General features: G+C 67.2%; 21 protein-coding genes. 13 read left to right on the top strand and 8 right to left on the bottom strand.

Going from position 1 to position 25,840, the window contains the following annotated elements; genetic code table 11:
* Positions 1-8: 8 nt before the first annotated feature.
* A complete protein-coding gene (locus ACZK29_RS16645) occupies positions 9-641 on the bottom strand; it encodes a YceI family protein (RefSeq protein WP_459048326.1) in 633 nt (210 codons plus the stop codon).
* 163 nt (positions 642-804) lie between these two features.
* Here ACZK29_RS16645 and ACZK29_RS16640 point away from each other — a divergent pair, with 163 nt between their 5' ends.
* Positions 805-4,350: a hybrid sensor histidine kinase/response regulator gene (locus ACZK29_RS16640; protein ID WP_478446261.1), complete on the top strand. Its 3,546-nt coding sequence runs from the start codon at positions 805-807 to the stop codon at positions 4,348-4,350.
* 95 nt (positions 4,351-4,445) lie between these two features.
* The gene (locus tag ACZK29_RS16635) at positions 4,446-7,973 is read left to right on the top strand and encodes a hybrid sensor histidine kinase/response regulator (protein WP_478446260.1); all 3,528 of its coding nucleotides are present in this window, start codon (positions 4,446-4,448) and stop codon (positions 7,971-7,973) included.
* Positions 7,974-8,488: 515 nt separating this feature from the next.
* Here ACZK29_RS16635 and mdtD read toward each other — a convergent pair.
* The 5 genes from mdtD to ACZK29_RS16610 form a co-directional block, all read right to left on the bottom strand.
* A complete protein-coding gene (gene mdtD, locus ACZK29_RS16630; RefSeq protein ID WP_010482759.1) occupies positions 8,489-9,898 on the bottom strand; it encodes a multidrug transporter subunit MdtD in 1,410 nt (469 codons plus the stop codon).
* 92 nt (positions 9,899-9,990) lie between these two features.
* Positions 9,991-11,073 carry a uroporphyrinogen decarboxylase gene (gene hemE, locus ACZK29_RS16625; RefSeq protein WP_012481016.1) on the bottom strand — a complete coding sequence of 361 codons (1,083 nt, stop codon included), beginning with the start codon at positions 11,071-11,073 and terminating at the stop codon, positions 9,991-9,993.
* 26 nt (positions 11,074-11,099) lie between these two features.
* Positions 11,100-11,339 carry a WGR domain-containing protein gene (locus ACZK29_RS16620; protein WP_032127800.1) on the bottom strand — a complete coding sequence of 80 codons (240 nt, stop codon included), beginning with the start codon at positions 11,337-11,339 and terminating at the stop codon, positions 11,100-11,102.
* A gap of 121 nt (positions 11,340-11,460) precedes the next feature.
* The gene (gene aroB / locus ACZK29_RS16615; RefSeq protein ID WP_111204782.1) at positions 11,461-12,573 is read right to left on the bottom strand and encodes a 3-dehydroquinate synthase; all 1,113 of its coding nucleotides are present in this window, start codon (positions 12,571-12,573) and stop codon (positions 11,461-11,463) included.
* Complete coding sequence (locus ACZK29_RS16610; RefSeq protein WP_111204783.1) at positions 12,570-13,112, bottom strand: shikimate kinase; 543 nt, start codon at positions 13,110-13,112, stop codon at positions 12,570-12,572. The genes aroB and ACZK29_RS16610 overlap by 4 nt, the downstream gene beginning before the upstream one ends.
* 97 nt (positions 13,113-13,209) lie before the next feature.
* On the opposite strand from ACZK29_RS16610, the gene ACZK29_RS16605 reads away from it, so the two are divergent.
* Positions 13,210-13,413, top strand: coding sequence for a dodecin family protein (locus ACZK29_RS16605; RefSeq protein WP_005410663.1), 204 nt, complete (start codon positions 13,210-13,212; stop codon positions 13,411-13,413).
* A 6-nt stretch (positions 13,414-13,419) separates the two neighbouring features.
* Here ACZK29_RS16605 and ACZK29_RS16600 read toward each other — a convergent pair whose 3' ends face one another.
* Positions 13,420-14,247 carry a kinase gene (locus ACZK29_RS16600; RefSeq protein WP_111204784.1) on the bottom strand — a complete coding sequence of 276 codons (828 nt, stop codon included), beginning with the start codon at positions 14,245-14,247 and terminating at the stop codon, positions 13,420-13,422.
* Between the two features lie 40 nt (positions 14,248-14,287).
* Between ACZK29_RS16600 and pdxH the strand changes: the two genes are divergently transcribed.
* From pdxH to ACZK29_RS16585, 3 genes are read left to right on the top strand one after another with little or no spacing between them, the layout of a single operon-like run.
* Positions 14,288-14,887 (top strand): pyridoxamine 5'-phosphate oxidase, encoded by a 600-nt coding sequence (gene pdxH / locus ACZK29_RS16595; RefSeq protein WP_459048327.1) that lies wholly within the window; start codon positions 14,288-14,290, stop codon positions 14,885-14,887.
* Positions 14,884-15,345, top strand: coding sequence for an aminoglycoside N-acetyltransferase AAC(6')-Iz (gene aac(6')-Iz, locus ACZK29_RS16590; RefSeq protein WP_459048328.1), 462 nt, complete (start codon positions 14,884-14,886; stop codon positions 15,343-15,345). Before pdxH ends, aac(6')-Iz begins: the two co-directional genes overlap by 4 nt.
* Positions 15,342-15,689 carry a YqfO family protein gene (locus ACZK29_RS16585; RefSeq protein ID WP_111204787.1) on the top strand — a complete coding sequence of 116 codons (348 nt, stop codon included), beginning with the start codon at positions 15,342-15,344 and terminating at the stop codon, positions 15,687-15,689. Before aac(6')-Iz ends, ACZK29_RS16585 begins: the two co-directional genes overlap by 4 nt.
* Before the next feature lie 99 nt (positions 15,690-15,788).
* Here ACZK29_RS16585 and prpR read toward each other — a convergent pair whose 3' ends face one another.
* Positions 15,789-17,372, bottom strand: a complete 1,584-nt coding sequence (prpR, locus tag ACZK29_RS16580; protein WP_478446259.1) for a propionate catabolism operon regulatory protein PrpR — start codon at positions 17,370-17,372, stop codon at positions 15,789-15,791.
* A 154-nt stretch (positions 17,373-17,526) separates the two neighbouring features.
* On the opposite strand from prpR, the gene prpB reads away from it, so the two are divergent.
* From prpB to ACZK29_RS16545, 7 genes are all read left to right on the top strand, one after another.
* The gene (gene prpB, locus ACZK29_RS16575; protein ID WP_111204789.1) at positions 17,527-18,420 is read left to right on the top strand and encodes a methylisocitrate lyase; all 894 of its coding nucleotides are present in this window, start codon (positions 17,527-17,529) and stop codon (positions 18,418-18,420) included.
* 36 nt (positions 18,421-18,456) lie between these two features.
* The gene (prpC, locus tag ACZK29_RS16570; protein WP_014038133.1) at positions 18,457-19,614 is read left to right on the top strand and encodes a bifunctional 2-methylcitrate synthase/citrate synthase; all 1,158 of its coding nucleotides are present in this window, start codon (positions 18,457-18,459) and stop codon (positions 19,612-19,614) included.
* A 97-nt stretch (positions 19,615-19,711) separates the two neighbouring features.
* Positions 19,712-22,330, top strand: a complete 2,619-nt coding sequence (gene acnD / locus ACZK29_RS16565) for a Fe/S-dependent 2-methylisocitrate dehydratase AcnD (RefSeq protein WP_111204790.1) — start codon at positions 19,712-19,714, stop codon at positions 22,328-22,330.
* 100 nt (positions 22,331-22,430) lie between these two features.
* On the top strand, positions 22,431-22,673 hold the full coding sequence (locus tag ACZK29_RS16560; protein ID WP_111111174.1) for a type II toxin-antitoxin system ParD family antitoxin: 243 nt from the start codon (positions 22,431-22,433) through the stop codon (positions 22,671-22,673).
* On the top strand, positions 22,670-23,032 hold the full coding sequence (locus ACZK29_RS16555; RefSeq protein WP_111202729.1) for a type II toxin-antitoxin system RelE/ParE family toxin: 363 nt from the start codon (positions 22,670-22,672) through the stop codon (positions 23,030-23,032). The genes ACZK29_RS16560 and ACZK29_RS16555 overlap by 4 nt, the downstream gene beginning before the upstream one ends.
* A 3-nt stretch (positions 23,033-23,035) precedes the next feature.
* The gene (gene prpF, locus ACZK29_RS16550) at positions 23,036-24,214 is read left to right on the top strand and encodes a 2-methylaconitate cis-trans isomerase PrpF (protein ID WP_478446258.1); all 1,179 of its coding nucleotides are present in this window, start codon (positions 23,036-23,038) and stop codon (positions 24,212-24,214) included.
* A 71-nt stretch (positions 24,215-24,285) separates the two neighbouring features.
* Positions 24,286-25,746, top strand: coding sequence for a bifunctional 2-methylcitrate dehydratase/aconitate hydratase (locus ACZK29_RS16545; RefSeq protein WP_478446257.1), 1,461 nt, complete (start codon positions 24,286-24,288; stop codon positions 25,744-25,746).
* Positions 25,747-25,840: the final 94 nt, after the last annotated feature.

Raw genomic sequence — 25,840 nt, 5'->3', positions numbered from 1 at the left:
AGGGTCCTCTAGCGGGCCGTCTTGGGGTCGGAGTGTGGAACGGGAGCGGGAGTTCCCGGGGCGTCACTGCGGTCGAGGGTGGCTTCCGCCTCGATCCTCAGCTGTACTGCATCACCGATGACGCCCGGCCAGGCGGTGATGCCGAACGCACGCCGGCTCAGCGTGGTGCTGGCGGAGAAGCCGGCGGTGCGTCGGAACGGGGGGAGCGGGTAGCGCTTGATGGCGTTGAGGGTCACATCCAGCGTGATTTCCTGGCTGACCCCGCGCAGGGTCAGCGTGCCGATCACGTGGGCGCGCTTGGCATCGATCGGTTCGACCCGGGTGGAGACGAAGTGCGCCTTCGGGAAACGCTCGCCATCCAGAAGGCTGCGGGCCAGCGTGGCCTGGTTCCATTTGGCATCACCAAGGTCCAATCGCGACACGGGCACTTCGACGTCCAGCGTGGCCTCGCGCCAGTTGTCGGGATCGAACTGCAGGCGGCCCTCGCTGCCGGACACCGTACCCATGGCCTGCGAATAGCCGGCGTGGTCGATGGTGAACAGCACCCGCGTGTGCACCGGATCGAGGCGGTAGGTGTCTGCATCCGCCCAGGCGGGGGCGGTGGCGAGCAGCATCGGCAGCAGGGCCAGGCAGGGACGCATCGATGGCGGGCTCCGGAAGGGGGATGCTGTGATCATACGCACAGCCCCCTGCCAACGATGCGTGCATGGCTGCAACAGTTCGTGGTGGTCCTGCCCCGGCAACAGGCTGTTGCAGCCATGGACCCGGCCTGTGTGACAATCGGACCAGGACAGGGGGTTCAGGATGACGAGCGGCTGGCGCCTGTGGTGCCTGGGCATCGCGGGAACGGGGCTGCTGCTGTTGGCGTCCGCCACGGCGGCTGCGGCCCTGGACATGGCAGAAACACCGCGCCTGCGGCGCTTCGGTGCCGCCGAAGGCATGCCGTCGCGCATGGTGCTGGCGCTGGCCGAGGACCGCCAGGGCCATATCTGGGCGGCAACCGATGGCGGTCTGGTGCGTTACGACGGCAGCTCGCTGCGGGTCTGGGAGCACGATCCGGAACAGCCTGGGTCGCTGCCCGGCAACGAGATCGAGACCCTGCTGGTCGATCCGCTGGACCGGGTATGGGTGGGCATCAATGGCAAGGGCGTGGCCCGCCTGGATGCCGACCGCGAGCGCTTCAGGACCTTCGATGCGGTCAATGGCCCCTGCATGAGCCAGTTCTGGACGCTGGCCTACGCCGGGGATGCGTTGTGGATCGGCACCAGCAGCCAGGGGATCTGCCGTTTCGGCGAGGACGGCAGCCTGCGTTTCTTCAAGCACGACCCGGCCCGTGCCGACGGCCTGCCCAGCAACACCATCTACAGCAGCCTGGTCGATGCCCGGGGACGCCTGTGGATCGGCACCGAGGCCGGGGTCGCGCGCTGGAACGGCGTTGGCTTCGAGCCGGTGGCATCGCGCGAACTGGGCGCGCTGAGCGTGCTGAGGATGAGCCGTGATCCGGACGGTTCGATCTGGCTCGGCAGCCAGAACGACGGCCTGTACCGCATCGATGCGCAGGACCGGGTCAGTCGTCCGCGCTGGAGCGACAGCGCCCGCCTGCGCTCGGCACTGGTGCTGGCCGATCGCCAGGGCGGCTACTGGGCGGGCACGTCCGACGGCCTGCTGCGCGGCGACGCAAGTGCGCTGTGGCGGCTCGATGGCGACCGCGGCAGTGGTTTCCTCACTGCACAGAGCGGTGTGCTCGATCTGCTGCAGGACCACGAGGGCGGACTGTGGGTGGCCCTGCTGACCCAGGGGCTGGCCTACCTGCCGCCGGACTGGCGCCGCTTCTCGATCTGGAACCAGCTCGATGGCAAGCCGCTGGACAGCCAGTACCTGCTGGGCGCGGCGAGTGACGGCCAGAACTACTACGTGGGTTCGGCACATGGCGTGTATCAGCTGGATGCGCACGGCACGCTGCGCCTGCTGGCCAGCGACCGCGAGATTGGCAGCGGAGCGGTGTGGTCGGTACTGCCGCGGCCGGACGGGCGCCTGTGGCTGGGGCGTGCCGGCCGCATCAGCGTGTATGACCCGGCCACCCGCGCGCTGCACGATTGGCATATCGATGGAGGTGCCGACCTGCGCCAGCGCATCGACCTGATGCGGCAGGCGCCCGATGGCACGGTCTGGCTTTCGGTGATGAACCTGGGCCTGCAGCAGCGCAGCTCGGATGGCCGGGTGCTGCGCAGCTATCCACTCGACGATTTCCGCAAGGCGGCCGATTCACCCATCGAGCAGATCCGCTTCGATGCCCATGGCAAGGCATGGGTAATGGGCGACATGGGCATCTGGCGTGAGCAGGCCGGTCGCTTCGAAGCGGTGCCGGGGGTCTCACGCGGGCTGATCTACGACCTGGTGTGGGTGGATCCGCAGCAGCTGTGGCTGGCCCGCCAGGGCGCGCTGGAGCGCTACCAGTGGGATGGCATGAGCCTGCGCCTGATCCAGCGCATTGATGGAAGTGCCGGTGTGCCGCCGGTCAGCATGGGCGGCCTGGCATTGGCCGACAATGGCCGGGTGTGGGCGACCACGCCGCGCGGCCTGCTGCGCTGGGACCCGAAAGCCCGGCGCCTGCAGTTGTTCAATGAACGCGATGGCCTGTCCGATGCCGAATTCACCAGCCGGCCGCCGGCGGTGAATGCCGATGGCCGCGTGCTGGCCGTGGCCCAGACTGGCCTGGTCGCTTTCGACGTGAATGCCGACGACGTGGCGCTGCCCGGGTCGTCGCTGGTGATTGCCGAGGTGCGCGTGCGCCGCGACGATGCACGCGGCTGGCAGCCGCTGCCGAACACCGGCACCCTGCTGCTGGGACCAGATGATCGCGATCTGCAGATCGATGCGCGGCTGCTGTCGTATGCCAATCCACAGGGCAACCGCTACCGCTTCCGGGTACGCGGGTATGACCAGAACTGGGTGGAGCAGGGCGGCGACGGCCAGCGCACGCTGTCGCGACTGCCCACCGGCAGTTACGTCATCGAAGTGCAGGCGGCCACCGCCAATGGTGCATGGACGCCTTCGCAGCAGCTGCAGGTGAAGGTGCTGCCACCGTGGTGGCGCAGCGGCATGGCGATCTTCGGCTACATCCTGATCGGTTCGCTGCTGCTGCTCATCCTGGTCTGGTCGATCCGTGCGCGCCTGCGCCGTCGCCAGCAATGGCAGCTGACCGTGCACAAGCAGGAGCTGGCCGAACAGGCCTCGCAGGCCAAGAGCCGGTTCCTGGCCACGCTGGGGCATGAAGTGCGCACGCCGATGACCGGCGTGCTGGGCATGAGCGAGCTGCTGCTGGCCACACCGCTGGACCCGGTGCAGCGCAGCTATGCCGGCTCCATCCAGCAGGCCGGTAGCCATCTGCTGCGGTTGGTCAACGATGCGTTGGACCTCGCGCGCATCGAGGCGGGCCGGCTGGAGCTGGATCTGCGCCCGTTCGACCTGGCCGGCCTGCTCGACCAGGTGCAGGCGCTGATGCAGCCCATGGCGAAACAGCGCAAGCTGGATTTCCAGCGTGGCGACGATCCGCCCGGCCCGATCAGCGTCAGTGGCGACGAGATGCGCGTGCGGCAGATCCTGCTCAACCTGCTGGGCAATGCGATCAAGTTCACCGAGCGCGGGCATGTCGGCCTGGCCGTGCACCTGGAAAGGAACGGCGGCGGTCTCTGTTTCGAGGTGCACGACAGTGGTCCGGGTATCAATGTCGAGCAGCAGGAGCGGCTGTTCCACCGATTCGAGCAGGCGGAGGGCCCGCGCACGGCCTCGCGCTATGGCGGCAGCGGGCTGGGCCTGGCGATCTGCCAGGAGCTGGCCGTGGCCATGGGCGGGCGCATCGAAGTGGACAGCCAGCCAGGCAAGGGCGCGCGCTTCCGGGTGCGGTTGCCGCTGCCCTGGACCCGGCAGGCCGCCGCCGCCGCGGGCGAAGCGCCTGCGCAGCCGGTGCTGCCGCCACTGCGCATCCTGCTGGTGGAGGACGATGCCACCGTGGCCGAGGTCATCGCCGGCCTGCTGCGCAGCCGCGGCCATGACGTGGTGCATGTGCTGCACGGCCTGGGGGCTTTGTCGGAGATCGCCACCGACGGCTTCGATGTTGGCCTGCTCGATCTCGACCTGCCGGCGCTGGACGGCACTGCGATCGCCCGCCAGCTGCGCACCCTGGGCTACGAGCTGCCACTGGTGGCGGTGACCGCCCGCTCCGATGCCTATGCCGAATCGCAGGTGCTCGCTGCCGGTTTCGATGGTTTCCTGCGCAAGCCGGTCACCGGCGACATGCTGGTGGCAGCGATCATCCAGGCTCGCGCCAAACGACAGACCACAACTTGAAAACGTCGGCGCCGGGCGTGAACGGCGCGACTTTCGGTTTACCATGCCGACGCCCGCGGCGCGGGAATCATCAGGGCAGCGTGAGGAGGCAATCGGTGGCGTATCTGCGGGCGGCGATGCTGCTGCTGATCCTCCTGTGCGGCCTGTCACCCGCTGCCGCGCAGCCGGTGCCACCGAGCCCGCGCCAGGTGACGGTGTTCGACGGCCTCCCGTCCAATACCGTCAACCGCATGGCCGAAGACCGCTACGGCTACCTGTGGATCGCCACCAACGACGGCCTGGCCCGTTACGACGGGCGCAACTACCGGATCTGGCGTTCGGAGGATGGCCTGCGCGACAACCGCGTCTGGACGGTCCTGGTCGATGCGCGCAACCAGCTCTGGATCGGGACCGAGAACGCGGGCCTGGTACGGATGTCGGCCGACCGCCGCCAGCTGCATTTCTACGACCGCAGCAGCCAGCCGTTGATGGGGACCAACACGGTCTGGAGCCTGGCGACCACCCCCGACGGTGCGATCTGGTTCGGGACCCACGAAGGTGGGCTGTACCGGTTGGACAGCCAGGATCGCCTGCAGCGTTTCCTGCCCGAGGCCAACAATCCACGCAGCCTGCCCGCTGCCTCGGTGCCGTATCTGGCGACGCTGGCCGATGGCAGCCTGTGGGTCGGCACCAAGCATGGCGTGGCGCGCTGGACCGGTACCGACTTCGAGCGGGTCGGCACGGATGTCATTCCCAGCCTGCTGATCAATGGGTTGACCAGCGAACCCGATGGCAGCCTGTGGATCAGTACGATGGCCGGCGCCACGGTGCGTCGCCCCGACGGGCGTTTTGAATCGCCGCCATGGAAACTACCGCCGGGCGAGCAGGTGCTCGGCATGATGCTGCGTGATGAACAGGGCGGGCATTGGCTGGATACCCGTACCGGGCTGGGTCGGGCCGTGGATGGGCAGTACCAGACGGTTCCGCTGTACAGCGCTGTTGCGCGCGGGCCGGTGCGACCGAACTGGACTGGCGCCTACGAGGACCGCGAAGGCGGCATCTGGTTGGCCAGTACCAATGCCGGCCTGTGGCACCTGCTGCCGCGCTGGTGGCAGTTCTCGGTGTTGTCGCGATTGGAGGATGACGCCGGTTCGCTGCGCAATGCCTTCGTGCTGGGCACCAGCCCTTCCGGCAATGGCGGCATCTGGACGGTTGGCAGCCACGGCGCGCTGGACCGGTTCGATCCCAAGACCGGAAAGATCGAGCAGCACCGCACCTGGGTCAACGGCATGTACTGGCTGTCCTCGGTTCGCGAGGATCGCCGTGGCCAGGTCTGGATCGGCTCGACCGATGCGTTGCTGCGCTACGACCCGAAGCGGCGTGACCTGCGTCGCTGGGGCCGTGATGCCGGGGCCGATGCAACCATGGAAGGGGTCATCGAGTCGATGATGACCTGCGACGGTGACAGTCTCTGGTTGATGTTGCCTGCAGGCTTGCAGCAGCGTGACCTCGACGGTCGCCTGCGCCGCCAGCTGGACAACGGCCAGCGCGGCCTGCAGCAGGGCCAGCTCAACCTCGACGTGGAATGCGGACCGCAGGACCACATCTGGCTGGCCAGCAGCCGTGGCCTGCTGCAGTGGCTGCCGGAAAGCGAGCGCTTCCAGCCGGTGCCGGGTGCGCCGGCGACGGCAATCCATGCGCTGCACGTGGGCCACGATGGCCAGGTCTGGTTGTCGGAGGATGGCCGCCTGTCGCGCTACCGCTGGAGCCAGGGGCGGCTTGAACGGCAGGCGGTGGTCGGCGCGGAGCAGGGTTACCCGGCGATTTCCGCTTCCGGGCTGGTGGTCGACGCACAGGGCGTGGCCTGGGCCACCAGTGCGCGCGGCCTGGTGCGGGTTGGCGCCGACGGGCAGAGCGTGCGCCTGTACGGCGTGCACGACGGCCTGCCCAGCCAGGAGTTCCGCGAGCACACGTTGACGATGTCCGGCGATGGCCATCTGGTAGCCGGTACCCCGGCCGGCGTGGTGGTGTTCGACCCCGAACAGGTGCGGCCGTCGGTGCGGCGCGCGCCGTTGGTGATCGAGCGGGTTGAAGTCCGCCGCAACGAGCAGGTACTCGACCTGACCCACGACACGCCGTTGCAGATTGCCGATGGGGACCGTGACCTGCGCATCGTCGCGCGACTGTTGTCGTTCGCCGATTCGGCCTCCAACAGCTACCGCTACCGCCTGGCCGGCTACGACCCCGACTGGGTGGAAGTGGGGCCGGCCGGTGAGCGCCTGTTCTCGCGCCTGCCGCCGGGCAGCTACCGCCTGGAAGTTCAGGCGCGCTCGGCAGACCATGTCTGGTCGCGGGTGCAGAGCCTGGAATTCCGCGTACAGCCACCGTGGTGGCGCAGCCTGTCCGGGCTGCTGGTGCTGGCCTCGATCGCGCTTCTGCTGACCAGTTGGTTTGCCTGGTTGTACCGCCGCCGCCTGCAGCGGCGCCACGCCTATCAGCTGGCACTGCACAAACAGGAACTGGCCGAGCAGGCCTCGGCGGCCAAGACCCGCTTCCTGGCCAATCTCGGCCACGAAATCCGCACGCCGATGACCGGTGTGCTCGGCATGAGTGAACTGCTGCTGGCTTCGCCGCTGGACCCGCAGCAGCGTGGCTACACCCAGTCGATCCGGCATGCCGGCGAACACCTGCTTCACCTGGTCAACGATGCCTTGGACCTGGCGCGGATCGAGTCCGGACGGCTGGAACTGCAGTCCAAGCCGTTCGCGCTGAGCTGCCTGTTGCAGGACCTGGCCGCGTTGATGGGACCGCTGGCAGCACAGAAGGGCCTGCGTTTCACTCTCGACAACCAGCTGCCGCCGGGCCTGCAGGCGACCGGTGATGCGATGCGGGTAAGGCAGATCCTGCTCAACCTGCTCTCCAACGCGGTCAAGTTCACCAGCCGCGGCACCATCACCCTGCATGCGCGCAGCGATGGCGAGCTGCGCGCATTGCATTTCGAAGTGCGCGACACCGGGCCGGGCATCAGCCAGGAACAGCAGCAGCGCCTGTTCCGCCGTTTCGAGCAGGCCGACGGTGCCCGCACCGCTGCGCAGTACGGTGGCAGTGGCCTCGGCCTGGCCATCTGCCGCGAACTGGCGCAGGCGATGCAGGGGCGTATCCAGGTGGAGAGCCAGCTCGGTCGCGGCACGTGTTTTGGCGTGACCCTGCCGTTGCCGCTGGTGGTCGATGCCAGCGCAGAGGCCGAGGGCGAAGCGCACCGCGAGGATGCGGCCAACATGCCGCCATTGCGCGTGCTGCTGGTGGAGGATGATGCAACCGTGGCTGATGTGGTGCGCGGGCTGTTGAGTGCGCGCGGCCATGAAGTGGTGCACGCGGGCCATGCGCTGGCAGCACTACGCGAGATCAGTGCCGGTGATTTCGATGTCGGTCTGCTGGATCTGGACCTGCCGGGCCTGAGCGGCTTCGAGCTGGCCCAGCACCTGCGCAACCAGGGCTACATGCTGCCGCTGCTGGCGGTGACGGCGCGGACCCATCCGGACCTGCAGCAGCAGGTGGAGGCGGCCGGCATCGGCGGCTTCCTGCGCAAGCCGGTGACCGGTGAGCTGCTGGTGGAAGCGATCGCCAGGGTCATGGGACGGTAGGGCTTATTGCAGGGCTTGCAGCCCTGCACCAGCAGAGGCTTCAAGCCAAGGCAACAGCAACGGCAAAAGCAGGCATTCCGTGGGTGGTGGGGCGGTGTGGGCTTGCAGGACACGCCGTAAACCCGTCCATGGGGGCTCGATGGCGCCATCCATGGCGCCAACGGTCCTGCAAGCCCACACCGCCCCACCTCTGACAGATTTTCGCGATCGGGTAGATCCACGCCATGCGTGGATGAATCTCCATCGAGATCGAATATGTCGAATTGAGATCGAAAAGCATCCACGCATGGCGTGGATCTACTGCAGATCGCAGAATTCTGTCGAAGGCGGGGTGGGTCCGGTTGCGGGAGTGTCCGCGGCATGGATGCCGCGGCCAAGCCCCCAGGGATGGGTTTACGGCGTCTCCCGCAAACGGATCCACCCCGCCATCCCGCAGGACGCCAGCTTTTGCCGTTGCTGTTGCCTTGGCTTGAAGCCTCTGCTGGTGCAGGGCCGCAGGCCCTGCCGAACCACCCTCACTCCGCGACGTGCTCGACCTGCCGTGGCTCCGGCTTGGTATCGGGCAGCTGCCAGAAGATCATCGTCGAGGTCAGGGTGATCGCGCCCACGCACAGGAACGTGGCATGCAGCGCGGCGGTCGCGCTGTTGCTGTCCAGGTGATTGCCGAACGCGGCCAGCAGGCTGCCGGCCGCAGCAGCACCGAAGCCGGCCGCGAGCATCATCACCATCGACAGCAGGCTGTTGCCGGAACTGGCGAATTCGCGGTCCAGATCACGCAGGGTCACGGTGTTCATCACGGTGAACTGCAGCGAATTGACCGCGCCGAAGAACGCCAGCTGCAGCAGGCGCCAGGCCAGGTGCTGGCCGGGTGTCATCAGGATGAAGCTGGCCATGGCCAGGCCTACCAGTACGGTGTTGACCATCAGCACGCGACGGTAGCCGTAGCGCTCCACCAGCTTCACTGCCAGTTTCTTGGAGACCATGCCAGCGGCGGCCACCGGCACCATCATCAGGCCGGCGTTCATCGGGCCCAGGCCCAGGCCGACCTGCAGCAGCAACGGGATCAGCATCGGCATGGCGCTGCTGCCGATGCGCGAGAACAGATTGCCGAGAATGCCGATGCGGTAGCTGGGCACGCGGAACAGCGCCAGCGAGAACAACGGCGCCGTCGAATTGGCCGCATGCAGCCAGTAGCCCACCAGTGCCGCCAGGCCTGCAACGGTCATCAGCATCACCAGCGCATGTGGCGTGCCCAGCCCGGAGATGCCGTCCAGCGCCAGTGACAGCACCACCATCGCGAAGGCCAGCATGATGTAGCCGCGCAGGTCGAAACGGGTGCGATGGCTGGCGTAGTGGTCGGGCATGATCTTCATCGCGGCGATGAATCCGATCACGCCGATCGGCAGGTTGATCAGGAACACCCAGTGCCACGAGGCGATCTCGACCAGCCAGCCGCCCAGCGTGGGACCGATCAGCGGGCCGACCAGGGCCGGGATGGCGATGAAGCTCATCGCGCGCAGGAAATCCTCGCGCGGGACCGACCGCATCACCGCCAGCCGCCCGACCGGCAGCAGCATCGCGCCGCCAATGCCCTGCAGCACGCGTGCGCCGACCAGCTGGTGCAGGTGCTGGGCCAGTGCGCAGGCCAGCGAGCCGAGGGTGAACAGGATGATCGCCACCAGGAAGGTGCGGCGGGTGCCGTAGCGGTCGGCGATCCAGCCGGAGGCAGGAATGAAGGTGGCCACTGCCAGCGCGTAGCTGAACACCACCGACTGCATCTGCAGGGGGCTTTCGCCCAGGCTGGCCGCCATCGCCGGCAACGCCGTGTTGACGATGGTCGAGTCCAGCATCTGCATGAAGATCGCCAAGGACACCAGCCACAGCAGGGGGCGCTGGCGGTTGTAGGTCGATGGCGATGTGGACATGGGGTGCGGCCGGTGCAGCGTGGGGGCTGCCATGATCGCGCACTGCGGGTCACGGCGCGATCAACATCGCGCCGCAACCGTATGCCGAATGCTCAGCGTTGGCTGTGCGCGTGCACCGCGTCGACCAGCACCTGCACGTGGGCAGGGTCCATGTCCGGCGACATGCCGTGGCCGAGGTTGAATACATGGCCCTCGCGCGAACCACCATTGCCCGCGGCATAGGTGTCGAGCACGCGCGCGGCAGCGGCGGCGATCGCATCCGGCGAGGCGTACAGCGTGGTCGGGTCGAGGTTGCCCTGCAGGGCGACGCGGCCACCGGTGCGGCGCATGGCCTCGTCCAGGTCCAGTGTCCAGTCCAGGCCCAGCGCATCGGCGCCGGTCTGCGACAGTGCTTCCAGGTGCAGGCCGGTACCCTTGCCGAACAGGATCAGCGGCGTGCGCTCGCTGCCTTCGCCACGCTCCAGGCCTTCGGCGATGCGCTGCAGGTAGCGCAGCGAGAACTCGCGGTACATGGCCGGTGACAGCACGCCGCCCCAGGTATCGAACACCTGCAGTGCCTGCGCGCCGGCCGCGCGTTGCGCGCCCAGATAGGCGATCACCGCGTCGGTGGTGACCTCCAGCAGGCGGTGCAGGGCCTGTGGGTGGTTCAGCGCCATCGCCTTGATACGGGCGAAATCCTTGCTGCCGCCGCCTTCCACCATGTAGCAGGCCAGTGTCCAGGGGCTGCCGGAGAAACCGATCAACGGTACCTGGCCGTCCAGCTCGCGACGGATCAGGCGCACTGCGTCCATCACATAGCCCAGGTCCTGTTCCATGTCCGGAACCGCCAGCCGGGCGATGGCCGCCTCGTCACGCACCGGATGGCGGAACTTCGGGCCTTCGCCTTCGACGAAGTAGAGCTCCAGGCCCATCGCATCGGGAATGGTGAGGATGTCCGAGAACAGGATGGCGGCGTCCAGCGGGAAGCGGCGCAGCGGCTGCAGCGTGACCTCGCAGGCGATCTCCGGGTTCTTGGCCATGGCCAGGAAGCTGCCGGCCTTGGCCCGGGTTGCGCGGTACTCCGGCAGGTAGCGGCCGGCCTGGCGCATCAGCCAGACGGGGGTGCAGTCCACCGGTTCGCGGCGCAGGGCGCGCAGCAGGCGATCGTTGCGGAGAGGGCTGGTCACGATGGGCATTCCTTGGACGAAAGTTGGCAGCGGCGTCAGTCGCCGTGCGAAAGGATCTGGAAGCCGCGATGCAGTTCGGCATCGCGGGCCTTCTCGAAAGCATGGCGGGCTTCGTCGGCCTGCAGGAACAGCTCGCGCCGCAGCTGCGACCGGCTGCCGACACGGCCGCTCTCGCGCAGCAGCTCCCAGCCGCCGAACAGGTCCGGTTGCAGGCTCAGGCGCAGGAAGCGCGGTGCCTGCGCACCGGCGTCGGGATGTTGCAGGTAGACGTGCATGGCGTCGATTGTAGCGGGGCCAGGGTGACCCCGGCCGCAACGCGGTAGTGTCGGCCGCTGGCCGGCAACCTCATGAAACGTCCCCGCCAGCGCCGGGCCATGCCCGGCGAACACCGAAGGGTCAGCCCGCGCCCAGTACCTTCAGCACCGCCGTCTCATCCACGTCCGGCACCACTTCGGCGCGGCCCATGCCCCGCCACAGCACCAGGCGCAGGCGGCCGGCCACGTTCTTCTTGTCCAGCCGCATGCGGCCGAGCAGGGCCTGCGGGTCCAGCCCGGCCGGGATCGCCACCGGCAGGCCAAGGCGTTCCAGAAGCGACTGCAGGCGCGCGCGGTCGGCATCGTCGGCCAGGCCCAGGTCGGTGGACAGCTTGGCAGCCAGTACCATGCCCACCGCCACCGCCTCGCCATGGTTCAGCGCATCGCGGCCCGGGGCCGAGTAGCCCTGTTCGGTTTCGATGGCATGGCCGAAGGTGTGGCCCAGGTTGAGCAGGGCACGCTCGCCCTTCTCGAACGGATCGCGTTCGACGATCGCGGCCTTGTGCCGGCAGCTGCGTGCGATGGCTTCGGAAAGCACGTTGTCTTCGCCGGCGACCAGCGCATCGGCATGCTGCTGCAGCCATTCGAAGAACACGGCATCACCCAGTGCGCCGTACTTCACCACTTCGGCCAGGCCGGCGCGCAGCTCGCGGGGCGGCAGGGTGGCCAGCACGCGGGTATCGGCAATGACCGCACGCGGCGGATGGAAGGCGCCGACCAGGTTCTTGCCGGCAGGAATGTCGACCGCCGTCTTGCCACCCACCGACGAATCGACCATTGCCAACAGGGTGGTTGGCAGCTGCACGCAGTCCACGCCGCGCATCCAGCACGCCGCGGCGAAGCCCGCCAGATCACCAACCACGCCGCCGCCGAGGGCGAACACGCAGGCGTCGCGGGTGGCGCCGAGCGCCGCAAGCGATTCGATCGCGCGGCCGAATTCGGCCAGCGTCTTGGAGGCCTCACCGGCGGCGAGCACGTGCTCGCCGATGATCAGGTCGGGGCGTGCAGCCAGCAGGGTCTGCTTCACGGCATCCAGATAGTGCGGGGCCACTTCGCTGTCGCTGAGCAGCAGCACATGGCGGCCGCGCACATGCGAGGCCAGCGCGGCGCCGTCAGCCTGGGCACCGGCGCCGATGGTGATGGTGTAGGGGCGGTCGCCGCCAACGGCGACCTGCAGCAGGGCGGGGGAAGTCATGCAGTCAGGTCCTGGCGCTGCCATTGCGTGGCCAGCTTCACCACCAGGTGGGCGGTCGCGTCGGCAGCGGTGTACGGGTCGGTATCAAGGGTGAGGTCGGCCAGTTCGCGGTACAGCGGGTCGCGGTGCGCGGCCAGATCATGCAGCACCTGCTCGCGGTCCGGGCGCTGCAGCAACGGCCGGCCCTTGTCGCGGGCCAAGCGTTCCAGCTGCGCCGCCACGCCGACCCGCAGGTAGACCACGAAGCCGCGTCGTGCGATCAGCGCGCGGTTGTCCGGATCGAGTACGGCGCCACCGCCGGTAGAGACCAGTTGGCCGCGGCCCTCCAGCACGCGGGCAAGCGCCTCGCGTTCATGGCTGCGGAAGCCGGCTTCGCCGGAGTGCTCGAAAATGGTCGGGATGCTGGCGCCGGCGGCATCGACGATGGCCTGGTCGACATCGACGAAGTCCAGCGTGAAGCGCTCGGCCAGGCGGCGGCCGATGCAGGTTTTGCCGGCGCCCATCGGGCCGATCAGGATCAGGTTCGGAGCAGGATTCATGCCCTGTGATGCTAACACCTCCGTGTCCCGGCCTTTACGTTCTTCACGTCAGGCTGGACATTCCTGCGGGCCTCCCGCATCAGCCAGAGTACAGGTCATGACGGTCGCCAAGGTCATCGAAATCACCGCCTCCTCGCCGAAAAGCGTGGAGGACGCCGTACGCAGCGGGTTGAAAAAGGTCTCCGAGACGGTCAAGGGCATCCAGGGCGCCTGGGTGAACGAGACCAAGGTGGTGACCAATGGCAGCGGCGAGATCACTGAATGGCGGGTCAACCTGCGGGTGACCTTCCTGGTGGAGTAGGCGTGCTCAGCGCACGTCCTGCACCTGCCGTTGGCCGTCCAGCACCACCGTGTGGTCGGCGAGCGAGGGCAGGGCACGCAGCGCCTGCCGGCTGACCCGCTCGTAGTACTGCACGAAGCGCTCAAGCTGCGGCCGGCTCATGCCGTGCCGGCCTGGTTGCGCGGCCTGAAGGTTCTGCTCCTGCTGCCAGCGCCAGCGCGGTACCACCGAAAAGTCCGGTGGCTGCAGGAACCACAGGCGATCACAGCGCTGCCACAGCGCCGGGTAGTCGCGGGCCAGGGCGTGGTTGCACCAGCGCCGCCAGCGGCCATCGGCGTCGGCTTCGCGTTCCAGCGCGTTCAGCGGGCTGTCCAACGCGTCGTCATCCTGTGCGGGCGTGCCCAGGAACCAGCCTTCGAAGACCAGCAGGTCCAGCGGTCGTTGCAGCTGCGGCCATTGCGCTTCGGGCAGGCGTTCATCGGCCAGCTTGTCGAAGCGCGGCATCGCGAACGGCTGGCGTGCGGCCACGGCGTTCAGCACTGCGTGGGCCAGCGGCAGGTCGTGGGTGCCCGGCGGGCCGCGGGTGATCAGCAGCGGGTGCACCTGGCGGGCCAGCCGCTGGCGCTGTGCGCGGGTCAGGTAGACGTCATCGATCGACAGCGTGGCGGCGTTCAGGCCGCGCGACTGGGCGCGCGCCACCACCTGCGCGGCCAGCGTCGATTTGCCGCTCCCCTGCAGGCCGCTGATCGCCAATACTGGAACCGCTGCATCGCTGCCCAGTGCATCGTCCAGCACCTGTTCGGCCAATGTTTCGGGGAATCCTTTCACCTGGGGCATATACGCAGCAGCGGCCATGCAGCCACAATAGCCCAATCCGTGTGAGAAGAACGCAATCATGAGCGACCTGTACGCCGAAGCCCTGTCCACGTTTGCCGGCCTGTTCGAAGAGGCCAAGCAGAGCCGCGAGGTCGAGCCGAATGCGATGACCGTGGCCACCGCCGATACGCAGGGCCGTCCCTCGGCACGCACCGTGCTGCTGAAGGCGTTCGATGAGCGCGGCTTCGTGTTCTACACCCATCTGGACAGCCACAAGGGCCGGGAGCTGCAGGCCAATCCGCAGGCAGCGCTGCTGTTCCTGTGGCGCAGCCTGCGCGAGGCCGGCATCCAGGTGCGCATCGAAGGCCGTGTCGAGCAGGTCGCCGATGCCGAAGCCGATGCCTATTTCGCCAGCCGTCCGCGCATGAGCCAGATCGGCGCATGGGCCTCGCAGCAGTCGAAGACGCTGGCGACGCGTGAGGAGTTCGATGCGCGCGTGGCGGAGGTCGAGGCACGATTCGAGGGCAAGGAGGTGCCGCGTCCGGACGGCTGGAGTGGCTTGCGTGTGGTGCCCGACCGCATCGAGTTCTGGTACGGCGCGCAGTTCCGCCTGCACGAGCGCTGGTGCTATGAAGCCAGTGTCGAAGGGCGCTGGAGCAAGCGCCTGTTGTACCCGTGATCGATAGCGCGCCCACGATCCGCCAGGCCACGCCGGCCGACGCGGCCGCGTGGGCGCAGCTGCGTCTGGGCCTGTGGCCCGATGCCGATGATCCACTGGAGACACTGGTCACGGCGCTGGCCGAGGACGAAGGTGCGGTTTTCCTGGCTTGTGCAGCGGGCGGCCAGGCGATCGGCTTCGCCGAAGTGCGCCTGCGCCATGACTACGTGAACGGTACCGATTCCTCGCCGGTGGGCTTCCTGGAGGGCTGGTACGTGCAGCCGCAGTGGCAAGGTCGCGGCGTCGGCCGCACCCTGCTGGCGGCTGTGCAGGCGTGGACGCGCGATGCGGGCTGCCGCGAACTGGCTTCGGACAGTCGCGTGGAAGACGTGCAGGCTCATGCCGCGCATCGGGCCTGCGGCTTCGAAGAGACCGAATGGGTGGTCTATTTCCGCATGCCGCTGGAGCCATCGGCGTGAATCGCGTGGCGCTGTACCGCGTGGTGGTGTTCGTGCCGTCGGCAGCACTGGACGCAGTGAAGCAGGGCATCCTGGCGGTGGACGCGCTGGCGGCCGGCGACTATGAGCACGGTATGTGGTGGTCGGCGCCGGGGTTCGAGCAGTTCCGCCCACGCGCGGGTGCGTCGCCCGTGCAGGGTGAGGCGGGTCGCACCGAAGTGGTCGACAGTGTGCGCCTGGAGTTCTGCCTGCCGCGCGATCCGCAGCGTCTGCAGCGTATCTTCGAGCAGGGTATCGTGCCGCATCATCCGTGGCGGGTGCCGGTCGTCCAGGTGGAGGAAATCGAGTTGCTGCTGGCCAGGTAGATCCACGCCATGCGTGGATGAGATGCGCGACGGAAGAGCGGTGCGAATCAAGCTTCGCACCTGCCAGGCATCGCTTCGAATCCACCGCACAACGAGTGGTTACAATCCCTCCGCGCGCAGCCAGCGCCACAGTGTAGTGCGTGACACGCCCAGCGCCTGCGCCATGCCTTCCCGGTCATTGCGGTGTTCCTGCAGCAGGCTCTCCAATTGCCCGCGCGGCGGGCGCTTGCCGTTGCTTTCCACGGGTAGCGCCGTGATGCCTCCGTTCACCAGTTCCGGCGCCAACTTCAGCAGTCGCGCGGCATTGATCAGCCCTTCACCCGGCTGCCAGTGGATGCGCAGGCGATCCACCAGATTTCGCAGCTCGCGCACGTTGCCCGGCCATTCGGCGGCGGTCAGCACGGCCAGTGCTTCTTCATCCAGCGGCGCATCGACGCCACGCAGCTGGCGGAAGAAATGCCGTGCCAACAGCGGAATGTCACCGCGTCGCGCGCGCAACGAGGGCAGGGCGATGCGCAGTGCCGCCAGCCGGTAATACAGGTCGCGCCGGAAGCTGCCGGTCGCTGCGCGCTGCTCCAGCGATTGCAGGGTGGCGGCGACCACGCGCAGGTCCACCGGCGTCGGTTCGGTGGCACCCACGCGCAGCACTTCGCGTTCTTCCAGTACCCGCAGCAGGCGGGTCTGCAACGGCAGCGGCAGCTCGCCGATTTCATCCAGGAACAGGGTGCCGCCGTCTGCGGCTTCAACCAAGCCGACGCGGCCGCCACGACGGGCGCCGGTAAAAGCGCCATCGCTGTAGCCGAACAGCTCGGCTTCCAGCAGCGATTCGCTGATTGCGCCACAGTTCAGTGCCACGAAGCGGCCACGGCGGCCGCTGGCCGCGTGCAGCTGGCGCGCGACCAGTTCCTTGCCAGTGCCGGTTTCGCCGGTGACCAGTACGGTGCTGTCATGCGGGGCGTACAGCGCGATCTGTGCGCGCACCTGCGCCATGGCCTCGCTGTCGCCGAGCAGTTCATGTGCGTCTGTGCGCGCTGCAGGGCGCCGGCGCGGCGCGGCGCGGTTGCCAGCGGAGCGGGCAAGGGTCTGGGTCAGCTCCAGCGCATGTTCGAAGGCTTGGCGCACCGAGTCGGCCGAGTACAACAGAACGCCGGGCAGGCCGGCCTGTTCGGCGTGGTCGATGGCCATGCCGGTGCCGACAATCACCTCGATGCCATTGGCGCGCAGGTCTGCAATGCAATCGCGCGCGTCTTCGCGGGTGACGAATCGGCGGTGTTCGATGTCCAGGCCGAAACTCTGCTGGAAGTTGCTGAACACCGGCACGTCGCTGGCATGGGTGACCAGGCCGATGCGGCTGGCGATGCGGCGTGCACGCGCCAGCGCCTCCATCAGATCGAAGCCGTTGGCCTGGATCGGCACCAGCGGCAGCTCCAGCCGGCTGCGCAGCCAAGCGGCATTGGAGCCACCGGCGATCACCACGTCGCAATGCTCACGGCGCAGGCGCTGGCCGATCACCTCGACGGCTTCTTCGAAGCCGAGATTGATCTGCTCGATGCGAGCGCGGCGGTCGAACTCGGGAATGACGTCGCCCAGCAGGCCGGTCAGCCGCGAGACGCTGACCGTCCAGATCACTGGGCGGCCGGGGTCGGCCTCGGTGGGGCGCAGGGGCGAGCGGGGCAGATACATGGTGGCTCGGACCGGGAAGGATGTTTCATGATACATCTGTTTCAGTGTTTCATATGTTTCACTGATGCGGGTCAGTCATCCCCGTGAAATCAAGCGCTTGCAGGTTGGCATGGTGTTTGCGCCTACACACACGTTCTCCAACCTGGATTGCCGCATGACCGCTTCCACTGCTTTCTCTGCCGGTGCCCGCTTCCGTGAGGCGCTGGCTGCCGAATCGCCGCTGCAGGTGATCGGCGCGATCAACGCCAACCACGCCCTGCTGGCCAAGCGCGCCGGTTTCCGTGCCATCTACCTGTCCGGTGGCGGTGTGGCCGCAGGCTCGCTGGGCCTGCCGGACCTGGGCATCAATACCCTGGAAGACGTGCTGGTGGACGTGCGCCGCATCACCGATGTCTGCGACCTGCCGCTGATGGTCGACATCGATACCGGCTTCGGCCCGAGCGCGTTCAACATCGCGCGCACCGTGAAGTCGCTGATCAAGGCCGGCGCGGCCGCCTGCCACATCGAAGACCAGGTCGGCGCCAAGCGCTGCGGTCACCGCCCGGGCAAGGAGATCGTCTCGCAGGGTGAAATGGTCGACCGCGTGAAGGCGGCTGCCGATGCCAAGACCGATCCGGAGTTCTTCCTGATCGCGCGCACCGACGCCATCCAGGTGGACGGCGTGGACAAGGCCATCGAGCGCGCCATCGCCTGCGTCGAGGCCGGTGCCGACGGCATCTTTGCCGAGGCCGCCTACGACCTGGACACCTACCGCCGCTTCGTCGAGGCGGTGAAGGTGCCGGTGCTGGCCAACATCACCGAGTTCGGTGCGACCCCGTTGTTCAGCCGCGATGAACTGGCTTCGGCCGGCGTCGCCATCCAGCTGTTCCCGCTGTCGGCGTTCCGTGCGGCCAACAAGGCGGCCGAGAACGTCTACCAGGCGGTGCGCCGCGATGGCCACCAGCGCAACGTGGTGGAGACCATGCAGACCCGCGAAGAACTCTACGACCGCATCGGCTACCACGCATTCGAGCAGCAGCTCGATGCACTGTTCGCCGCCAAGAAATAAGCAGTACCCTGCACCATCAAGTTTTCGGAGGGAAACATGAACGATACGACCGCAACCCCGACCTTCAAGCCGAAGAAGTCCGTCGCCCTGTCCGGCACCGCTGCCGGCAACACCGCGCTGTGCAGCGTGGGCCGCAGTGGCAACGACCTGCACTACCGTGGCTACGACATCCTGGACCTGGCCAACACCAGCGAATTCGAGGAAATCGCCTACCTGCTGGTGCATGGCAAGCTGCCGACCCGCGCCGAGCTGGTTTCGTACAAAGCCAAGCTGAAGTCGCTGCGTGGCATCCCGGCCGCGGTGAAGGCCGCGCTGGAAGAACTGCCGCCGTCGGCACACCCGATGGACGTGATGCGCACCGGCGTGTCCGTGCTCGGTTGCGTGGCGCCGGAGAAGGACGACCACAACCATCCGGGCGCGCGTGACATCGCCGACAAGCTGATGGCCTGCCTCGGTTCCATGCTGCTGTACTGGTACCACTGGAGCCACAACGGCCGCGCCATCGACGTGGAAACCGACGATGACTCGATCGGCGGCCACTTCCTGCACCTGCTGCATGGCGAGAAGCCGCAGGAGTCGTGGGTGAAGGCGATGCACACCTCGCTGATCCTGTACGCCGAACACGAGTTCAACGCCTCGACCTTCACCTGCCGCGTCATCGCCGGTACCGGCAGCGACATGTACAGCGCGATCTGCGGTGGCATCGGCGCGCTGCGTGGCCCGAAGCACGGTGGCGCCAACGAAGTGGCGTTCGAAGTGCAGAAGCGCTACGACAACCCCGATGAGGCCGAGGAAGACATCAAGGCCCGCGTTGAGCGCAAGGAAGTGGTGATCGGTTTCGGCCACCCGGTCTATACCGTCTCCGATCCGCGCAACAAGGTGATCAAGGACGTGGCCCGCGAGCTGTCCGAAGAGCAGTCGAGCATGAAGATGTACGACATCGCCGAGCGTCTGGAGTCGGTGATGTGGGACATCAAGAAGATGTTCCCGAACCTGGACTGGTTCAGCGCCGTCAGCTACCACATGATGGGCGTGCCGACCGCAATGTTCACTCCGCTGTTCGTGATCGCCCGCACCGCCGGCTGGAGCGCGCACATCGTCGAGCAGCGCATCGACGGCAAGATCATCCGCCCGAGCGCCAACTACATCGGTCCGGAAGACCGCGACTTCGTCGCCATCGACAAGCGCGTCTGATCCACCTGCTGTACCCATCCGGCCGGCCGCGTGCCGGCCGGATGCTTTCGCCGCCGCACCGCCGGCACCCGGCCCGCCTCAAGCACTCCGCCAGCCCATGAATACCGATTACCGCAAGAACCTCCCCGGCAGCACGCTGGATTATTTCGACGCGCGCGCCGCTGTCGATGCGATCCAGCCCGGCGCCTATGCCACCCTGCCGTACACCTCGCGCGTGCTGGCCGAGAACCTGGTGCGCCGCTGCGATCCGGCCACGCTCGGCGACTCGCTGAAGCAGCTGATCGAGCGCCGTCGCGACCTCGATTTCCCGTGGTTCCCGGCGCGCGTGGTCTGCCACGACATCCTCGGCCAAACCGCGCTGGTGGATCTGGCCGGCCTGCGCGATGCGATCGCCGACAAGGGCGGCGACCCGGCCAAGGTCAATCCGGTGGTGCCGGTGCAGCTGATCGTCGATCACTCGCTGGCGGTGGAGTGCGGCGGTTTCGATCCGCAGGCGTTCGAGAAGAACCGCGCCATCGAAGACCGCCGCAACGAAGACCGTTTCCACTTCATCGACTGGACCAAGCTGGCGTTCGAGAACGTGGACGTGATTCCGCCGGGCAACGGCATCATGCACCAGATCAATCTGGAGAAGATGTCGCCGGTGGTCTACGTGCAGGACGGCGTGGCGTTCCCGGATACCTGCGTCGGCACCGACAGCCACACCCCGCACGTGGATGCGCTGGGCGTGATCGCCATTGGTGTTGGCGGTCTGGAAGCCGAGAACGTGATGCTCGGTCGCGCGTCATGGATGCGCCTGCCCGACACTGTCGGCGTCGAACTGAGCGGCCGCCCGCAGCCGGGCATTACCGCCACCGACGTGGTGCTGGCCTTGACCGAGTTCCTGCGCAAGGAGCGTGTGGTCGGTGCCTGGCTCGAATTCTTCGGCGAGGGTGCCGCGGCACTGACCATCGGTGACCGCGCCACCATCTCCAACATGTGCCCGGAATATGGCGCCACCGCCGCCATGTTCTACATCGATCAGCAGACCATCGACTACCTGCGCCTGACCGGCCGCGAGGAACCGCAGGTGGCGCTGGTGGAGAACTACGCGCGCACCACTGGGCTGTGGGCTGACGATCTGGCCACCGCGCAGTACGAACGCGTGCTGCGCTTCGACCTGTCCAGCGTGGTGCGCAACATGGCTGGGCCGAGCAATCCGCACCGCCGCCTGCCGGTGTCCGAGCTGGCCGAGCGTGGCATTGCCGACGAAGCCAAGCTGGAAGCGGGCAAGGCCGAGCAGGCGCAGGGCCTGATGCCCGATGGTGCAGTGATCATCGCCGCCATCACCAGCTGCACCAACACCTCCAACCCGCGCAACGTGATCGCGGCCGCACTGCTGGCGCGCAAGGCCAATGAACGTGGTCTGGTGCGCAAGCCATGGGTGAAGTCGTCGCTGGCGCCCGGTTCGAAGGCGGTGCAGCTGTACCTGGAAGAGGCCGGCCTGCTGCCGGACCTGGAAAAGCTGGGCTTCGGCATCGTCGCCTTCGCCTGCACCACCTGCAATGGCATGAGCGGCGCGCTGGATCCGGCGATCCAGCAGGAAATCATCGACCGTGATCTGTATTCGACCGCCGTGCTGTCGGGTAACCGCAACTTCGATGGCCGCATCCATCCGTATGCGAAGCAGGCCTTCCTGGCCTCGCCACCGCTGGTGATCGCCTACGCCATCGCCGGTACCGTCCGCTTCGATATCGAAAAGGACGTGCTGGGCGTTGACGCCGATGGCAACGAGGTGCGCCTGAAGGACATCTGGCCGAGCGACGCCGAGATCGACGCCGTGGTCAAGGCTTCGGTGAAGCCTGAGCAGTTCCGCAAGGTCTACAACCCGATGTTCAACGTGCGCGTGGAGCATGGCGCGGCGGTCAGCCCGCTGTACGACTGGCGCCCGCAGAGCACCTACATCCGCCGTCCGCCGTACTGGGAGGGTGCACTGGCCGGTGAGCGCGCGCTGGCAGGCATGCGCGCGCTGGCGGTGCTGCCGGACAACATCACCACCGACCACCTGTCGCCGTCCAACGCGATCCTGGCCTCGAGCGCCGCCGGTGAGTACCTGGCGAAGATGGGCCTGCCGGAAGAGGATTTCAATTCCTACGCCACGCATCGCGGCGACCACCTGACCGCTCAGCGCGCCACCTTCGCCAACCCGAAGCTGTTCAACGAGATGGTGCGCAACGACGATGGCAGCGTGAAGCAGGGTTCGCTGGCGCGCGTGGAGCCGGAAGGCAAGGTGATGCGCATGTGGGAAGCGATCGAGACCTACATGGACCGCAAGCAGCCGTTGATCATCATCGCTGGCGCCGACTACGGCCAGGGCAGCTCGCGTGACTGGGCCGCCAAGGGCGTGCGCCTGGCCGGTGTGGAAGCGATCGTGGCCGAGGGCTTCGAGCGGATTCACCGTACCAACCTGATCGGCATGGGTGTGCTGCCGCTGGAGTTCAAGCCGGGCACCACCCGCCTGACCCTGGGCATCGACGGTACCGAGACCTTCGACGTGATCGGCGAGCGCACTCCGCGCGCCGACCTGACCCTGGTCATCCATCGCCGCGACGGCCAGGACGTGATCGTGCCGGTCACCTGCCGCCTGGACAGCGACGAGGAAGTGGCGATCTACGAAGCCGGTGGCGTGCTGCAGCGCTTCGCCCAGGACTTCCTGGAAGGCGCCAAGGTGGCGTGATGGTGGTCTGAATGCCTGCCCCCTACGGTTGGGGGCGGGCTTGTCCGACACACAGGCGCGGCGCACACTGGCTTGGCAAAAACTGCCAAAGGAGAGTTTCATGGCCACCATGAATATTTCGCTGACTGATCCGCTCAAGCAGTTCGTGGACGAAGAAGTGCGCGAGGGCGGCTACTCCAGCACGTCGGACTATGTGCGCGACCTGATCCGCCAGCGCCAGCGCAGCAAGGCCGAAGCACTGCTCAAGCAGCTGATTGCCGAGGGGCTGTCTTCTGGTCCTTCGGCGCCTCTGGCGCAGGATCACTTTGACAAGCTCCGTGAGCGTGCTCGGAACCGTAAGTGAAACCTTCGCACTGGTCTCCTGCAGCGGTTCGAGATCTTGACCAGGCAGCAGCCTGGTATGCAGATCAGGGCGGAGAAGTGCTGGAAATCGGCTTCATCGATGCGGTGGAATCCGTCGTCAAGCTGATCGAGGCCCACCCGGGTGCTGGTTCCACACTGCATGCGGGTCTGTTGCCCTCGCTGCCAGCGCCGTTGCGTTTTCATCCGGTTCGTCGCTTCGACGGCTACCTGGTCTACTACGTGGAGCTACCTGTGCACGTTTCCATCGTGCGCCTCTGGAATGCTTCGCGGGGCATGGAAGCATTGTTCGAAGACGAGGAGCTCAACCCCGATATTGGTTCGTCGCATCCAGGATACTGATCCATGACCTTCCTCCCGCAACTCCGTATTCCCGCCACCTACATGCGCGGCGGCACCAGCAAGGGCGTGTTCTTCCGCCTGCAGGACCTGCCCGAAGCCGCGCAGGTGCCAGGTGCCGCACGCGATGCACTGCTGATGCGCGTGATCGGCTCGCCCGATCCGTATGGCAAGCAGACCGATGGCATGGGCGGTGCCACCTCCAGCACCAGCAAGTGCGTGATCATCTCCACTTCTTCGGTGCCGGGCCACGACGTGGACTACCTGTACGGCCAGGTCTCGATCGACACCGCCTTCGTCGACTGGAGCGGCAACTGCGGCAACCTCAGTACCGCGGTCGGCCCGTTCGCGATCGCCAACGGGCTGATCGATCCCGCCCGCGTGCCGCGCGATGGCCTGTGCACCGTGCGCATCTGGCAGGCCAACATCGGCAAGACCATCATCGCCCACGTGCCGATGCGCGATGGCGAAGTGCAGGAGATCGGCGATTTCGAGCTGGACGGCGTGACCTTCCCGGCGGCCGAAATCCAACTGGAATTCATCGACCCATCCGACGATGGCGACGCCGGCGCGATGTTCCCGACCGGCAACCTTGTCGATACCCTGGATGTGCCGGGCGTGGGCAGCTTCAAGGTGACGATGATCACCGCCGGCATTCCGACCATTTTCCTCAACGCCGCCGACCTCGGCTACACCGGTACCGAGCTGCAGCCGGCGATCAACGAAGACAAGGCGGCACTGCAGAAGTTCGAGACCATTCGTGCCTACGGCGCGCTGCGCATGGGCCTGATCAACACGCTGGAAGACGCGGCAACCCGCCAGCACACACCGAAGGTCGCCTTCGTGGCACCGGCACAGGACTACGTGTCGTCCAGCGGCAAGGCCATTCCGGCCTCGGCGATCGACCTGCATGCGCGTGCGCTGTCGATGGGCAAGCTGCACCACGCGATGATGGGGACCGCCGCCGTGGCGATCGGTACCGCAGCGGCGATTCCGGGCACGCTGGTCAATCGTGCGGCCGGTGGTGGCGAACGTGAAGCGGTGACCTTCGGCCATCCCTCCGGCACGCTGCGCGTGGGCGCGCAGGCCGGGCTCGTTGACGGCCAGTGGGCGGTGACCAAGGCCATCATGAGCCGCAGCGCCCGCGTGCTGATGGAAGGCAAGGTGCGGGTGCCGGCCGAATAGTGCTCTGGTAGATGCCAACCTTGGTTGGCATGGTGCACGGGCAACCGTGCACCGCAACGAGGAGATCGACGATGTCCGACAACCACACCCCATCCAACGAGCGTGCAGCGTGGGATGCGCTGCTGGTGGACATCGTCGATTACGTACGCGACGCCCGCATCGACTCACCGCTGGCGTTCCAGACCGCACACCATTGCCTGCTCGACACGCTCGGTTGCGGGCTGGAAGCGCTGTCCTTCCCGGCCTGCAGCAAGCTGCTTGGTCCGCTGGTGCCGGGCATCAGCGTGGTCAACGGCGCGCGCGTACCGGGCACGCACTACGTGCTGGACCCGGTGCAGGCCGCCTTCAACCTCGGCGCAATGGTGCGCTGGCTGGATTTCAACGACACCTGGCTGGCCGCCGAGTGGGGACATCCGTCGGACAACCTGGGCGGAATCCTGGCCGTCTGCGATTGGCTGGGGCGCAATGCGCAGGCCCTGCGCCGGCCGCCGCCGACCGTGCACGATGTGTTGCTGGCGATGATCAAAGCGCACGAGATCCAGGGCGTGCTGGCCCTGCAGAATTCCTTCAACCGGGTCGGGCTGGACCATGTAGTGCTGGTCAAGGTCGCCACCACCGCGGTGGTCGCGCAGCTGCTTGGCCTGGACAGCGAGCGCATGCTCAATGCGCTGTCACTGGCCTGGGTCGACGGCCAGGCACTGCGCACCTACCGGCACGCGCCCAACACCGGCTCGCGCAAGAGCTGGGCGGCCGGTGATGCGACCAGCCGCGGCGTGCGCCTGGCGCTGATGGCGGCCAGCGGCGAGATGGGCTATCCCAGCGTATTGAGTGCACCGACATGGGGTTTCGAGGCTGTATCCATGCACGGCCAGGCGTTGACGCTGGGGCGGCCGCTGGGCAGCTATGTGATGGAGAACGTGCTGTTCAAGATCAGTTACCCGGCCGAATTCCATGGCCAGACTGCCGTGGAGGCGGCGATTGCACTGCACCAGCAACTGCGCGCGATGGGGCGGCGGGTCGAGGACATCGCGCACATCGCCATCCGTACCCAGGAAGCCTGCATCCGCATCATCGACAAGCAGGGGCCGCTGCATAATCCGGCCGACCGTGACCACTGCGTGCAGTACATGGTCGCCATCGCGCTGCTGCATGGGCGGCTGGTGGCCGAGGACTACGAGGACGACGTCGCCGCCGATCCGCGCATCGATGCCCTGAGGGCGAAGATGGCCTGCCATGAGGATCCGCAGCTCAGCGCCGATTACCTGGACCCGGACAAGCGCAGCATCGCCAACGGCCTGAGCGTGCGCTTCAGCGATGGCATGGAACTGCCGGAGGTGCTGGTGGAGTATCCGCTCGGCCACGCCCGACGCCGCGAGGAAGGTATTCCCCTGCTGATGGACAAATTCCGCCGGCACCTGGCCCACCGTTTCCCGACCGCCCAGCAGCAGCGCATCCTTGCCGTATCGCTGGACCCGGTGGCGCTGGCAGCGATGCCGGTGACCGACTACGTGGACCTGTACCTGCCGGGGTAGGGCGCGCTTAGGTGGGGACCGGCCCGCCGGGCATGGCCCGGCGCTACCGTTCCGATGCATTCCTGCCGAATCCGCGTCAACACCTTGACGTGGC

The sequence above is a fragment of the Stenotrophomonas sp. 89682_Sma genome, assembly GCF_056481405.1.
Note: the sequence above shows the minus strand (reverse complement) of the source record. Positions and strands in the feature narration are given on the sequence as shown.